The following is a 2,067-nucleotide window of genomic DNA, read 5'->3' on the forward strand; positions in this document are numbered from 1 at the left end:
ACCTTAAAAATAAGCGTTTTTCAAGAAAAAACGTTATCTTTGTGCAAATTTTCCTTAACTTTATAAAGTAATCGCTTTCTTTTGTCTGTTTTCTTACGGGTTTTGTGATATACTGTTTTTATGACAGATTTATCAAAACAACTACTAGAAAAGGCTCACGGTGGGGCAAAATTAAACCCAGATGAACAACGTCGTTTTCTCGGCACTTTCGAGGAAAGAATTCTTGGATATGCTGATATCAGTACTGCCAATAGTCCTGAATTAGAACATGGTTTTTTCTCTATTTTAGAGGGTTTTCAAGAAAAGGTAGAGGCACTTTTTGTGAAGATCTCACCAAATATCGAGTTTGACAAACAGGTCTTTTACTTAAAACAAGCAAAGGAAAGCAACTGTCAGGCGACTATTGTTTCAGACGATCACATCACCTCTCCTTTCGGTCTTGTCATTCATACAAGTGAACCTGTTCAAGTAGAAGAAAAGGACCTTAGACTTGCATTTTCGAATCTTTGGGAGGAGCAAAAGACAGAAAGTCCTAAAAAATCCATCTGGAAAAAATGGTTCGGCTAATCCTTCCTCAAATTTAACAAACGACCAATATTAGTAGCTGTGTGCTCCAAATAGAGACTTGCACTTTTCAGACTGTCTTCCAAAGGTTCACTTTTCTCTAAAATGGAAAAGGCAGCTTGTATATTTTCGAATGGTAGGGGTGGCAAATCGTCAGCAAGACTACCACAAATAGCGATAACAGGAATTCCTGAAGGAGTTCTTTTTGCTACACCGATGGGAGCTTTTCCAGCAAAGCTTTGACTGTCCAGTCTACCTTCTCCAACGATAACCAAGTCGGCCCCTGCAACTTTCTTGTCAAAGTCAATCAAATCCAAGCAAGTATCAATCCCAGATACGATACTGGCCTCAGCAAAGGCGCAGAGTCCAGCAGCAATCCCACCGCCAGCTCCTGCTCCTTTAAGAGATAGGGTTGATGGCGAGAATTTTTCATAGAACTGCTGCATTGCCTGATCTACTGTCTCAAACATAGTAGGATCTAAGCCTTTTTGTTTACCAAAAGTGTAAGTTGCACCTTGGTCTCCACATAAGGGACTCACGACATCTGCTAAAATGCGGATTTTCACATCTTCAGGAATCCTATACAACTTGCTATTTGAAACTGACTCGAACTCAAGCAAAGTCTGACCGCAAGCTGGCAATTCTTTTCCATTCTTATCATAAAAACGATAACCTAAACCAGCAGCAATGCCTATCCCACCGTCATTACTAGCCGTACCGCCAACTCCGATATAGATTTCTTTCATCCCTTGATCAATGAGATGGCAAATCAATTCTCCGATACCTCGAGTTTGGATGTGAAGAGGATTTCGTTTCTCCTGCGGAATCTTTCCTAACCCAACCAAGTCAGCAACTTCAAAGAGCGCTATTTGGCCTTTTTGAAAGTAGCGCATTGATTCTTTTAGGCCAAAAGGCCCCGTAACCTCTTGCCATTTTTCTTCGAGGTCAAGAGAATGTCGAATAGCATCTACAGTACCCTCCCCACCATCACCAACAGGACAGAGCAGACATTCTACATCTGCTATCGATTTTTGGAAGCCTCTTTTTATAGCTTGAGCAATCTCTTCTGCTGTCAAACTTTCTTTAAAAGAATCGGGTGCAATTACAATTTTCATAGTTCCCTCTCATTCTAAGAAATCAATCAAAGGTAGAACTTCCAAAAAATCCCTCGTATCTACATGACAAGCTACCTCAGCTTTTACGACTTCTTTGGCACAAAAGGCTATACCACGTCCTGCTGTCTTTAACATCAAGAGGTCATTGGCACCATCACCGATAGCAATCGTTTTTTCTTTGGGAAGTCCTAATTCCTTTCTCCATTTCTCAAGAGTACCTTGTTTTACTTGGGCTGTAACAATTTCACCAACTAATTTACCTGTTAAAAATCCATCTTTGACTTCCAACTGGTTAGCAGAGAAATAGGAGATACCAAGGGATTTTGTTAATCTCTCAACTATTGGTGTAAAGCCACCAGACACTAGACCGACTAGAATACTATTCTTT

At 40.4% G+C, this 2,067-nt stretch carries 3 protein-coding genes; 1 reads left to right on the forward strand and 2 read right to left on the reverse strand.

Annotated elements, in window-relative coordinates:
* Nucleotides 1-120 precede the first annotated feature (120 nt).
* Nucleotides 121-567: a DUF1694 domain-containing protein gene (locus SORDD16_RS04685; protein WP_061452552.1), complete on the forward strand. Its 447-nt coding sequence runs from the start codon at nt 121-123 to the stop codon at nt 565-567.
* On the opposite strand, the gene SORDD16_RS04690 is transcribed toward SORDD16_RS04685, so the two are convergent.
* Both SORDD16_RS04690 and SORDD16_RS04695 read right to left on the reverse strand, forming a co-directional pair.
* Nucleotides 564-1,679: a glycerate kinase gene (locus SORDD16_RS04690; protein ID WP_061452553.1), complete on the reverse strand. Its 1,116-nt coding sequence runs from the start codon at nt 1,677-1,679 to the stop codon at nt 564-566. The two genes, SORDD16_RS04685 and SORDD16_RS04690, sit on opposite strands and share 4 nt — an antisense overlap.
* 9 nt (nt 1,680-1,688) lie before the next feature.
* A partial coding sequence (locus SORDD16_RS04695; RefSeq protein WP_128973472.1) for an HAD-IB family phosphatase occupies nt 1,689-2,067 on the reverse strand: 379 nt, incomplete at its 5' end.

The organism is Streptococcus oralis, assembly GCF_001578945.1.
Classification (GTDB): domain Bacteria; phylum Bacillota; class Bacilli; order Lactobacillales; family Streptococcaceae; genus Streptococcus; species Streptococcus oralis_Q.

What these genes read in the sequence shown, in the direction of transcription:
- SORDD16_RS04685 (WP_061452552.1), top strand. Translation starts at nt 121, where the DNA reads ATGACAGATTTATCAAAACAACTACTAGAAAAGGCTCACGGTGGGGCA.
- SORDD16_RS04690 (WP_061452553.1), bottom strand. Translation starts at nt 1,679, where the DNA reads ATGAAAATTGTAATTGCACCCGATTCTTTTAAAGAAAGTTTGACAGCA.